This is a genomic window from Streptomyces sp. ID05-39B, assembly GCF_033794725.1.
In the GTDB taxonomy this organism is placed as follows: domain Bacteria; phylum Actinomycetota; class Actinomycetes; order Streptomycetales; family Streptomycetaceae; genus Streptomyces; species Streptomyces bobili.
In genome coordinates this window covers 1-751 of sequence record NZ_JARGEF010000539.1, presented here as the reverse complement: position 1 = coordinate 751, position 751 = coordinate 1, and the positions used below count along the sequence as shown (strand labels likewise).

The following is a 751-nucleotide window of genomic DNA, read 5'->3' as shown; positions in this document are numbered from 1 at the left end:
GGTTTGTTGTAAGGAGCGGGGGGGGGGGCCAGGTCGTCGGGCCGGGTGTGGGGGTTGAGGAGGGTGGCTTTGAGCCAGAGGCGGCCGTCGGGGCGGGCCCGGCCGAGGACGGCGCGGCCTTCGGTGAGCAGGCGGCGGCGTGTCCCGGCGACGGCCTCGTCGGTGGCGCCGGTGGGGCGGAAGAGGACGGTGCTGAGGGTGGGGGTGTCGTACAGCTCGAAGGCGGGGTCCGCGGCGACCAGGGCGGCGAAGTCCTGGGCGCGGGCGCAGACCTCGTCGACGAGGGCGCCGAGGCCGGTGCGGCCGAGGGTCTTGAGGGTGACGGCGATCTTGAGGATGTCGGGGCGGCGGGTGGTGCGCAGGGAGCGGCCGAGGAGGTCGGGGAGGCCGGCCTCGGTGTCGTCGTCGGCGTTGAGGTAGTCGGCGCGCTGGTGCAGGGCGCCGAGGTCGGCTGTGTCGCGGACGGCGAGGAGGCCGGCGGCGGCCGGCTGCCAGCCGAGTTTGTGCAGGTCGAGGGTGATGGTGTGGGCGGCGTCGAGTCCGGTGAGCCGGGGTCGGTGGCGGTCGCTGAACAGAAGGCCGCCTCCGTAGGCGGCGTCGATGTGCAGCCGGGCGCCGTGGGCCGAGCAGCGGGCGGCGATGTCGGGGAGGGGGTCGATGAGCCCGGCGTCGGTGGTGCCGGCGGTGGCCGCGACGAGGAGCGGGCCGGGGTGGCGGGCGAGGGCCTCGTCGAGGGCGAGGGGGTCCATGG

General features: G+C 76.0%; 1 protein-coding gene. It reads right to left on the bottom strand.

Annotated elements, in window-relative coordinates:
- A partial coding sequence (locus P1P75_RS41775; RefSeq protein WP_319265324.1) for a pyridoxal-dependent decarboxylase occupies window positions 1–751 on the bottom strand: 751 nt, incomplete at both ends.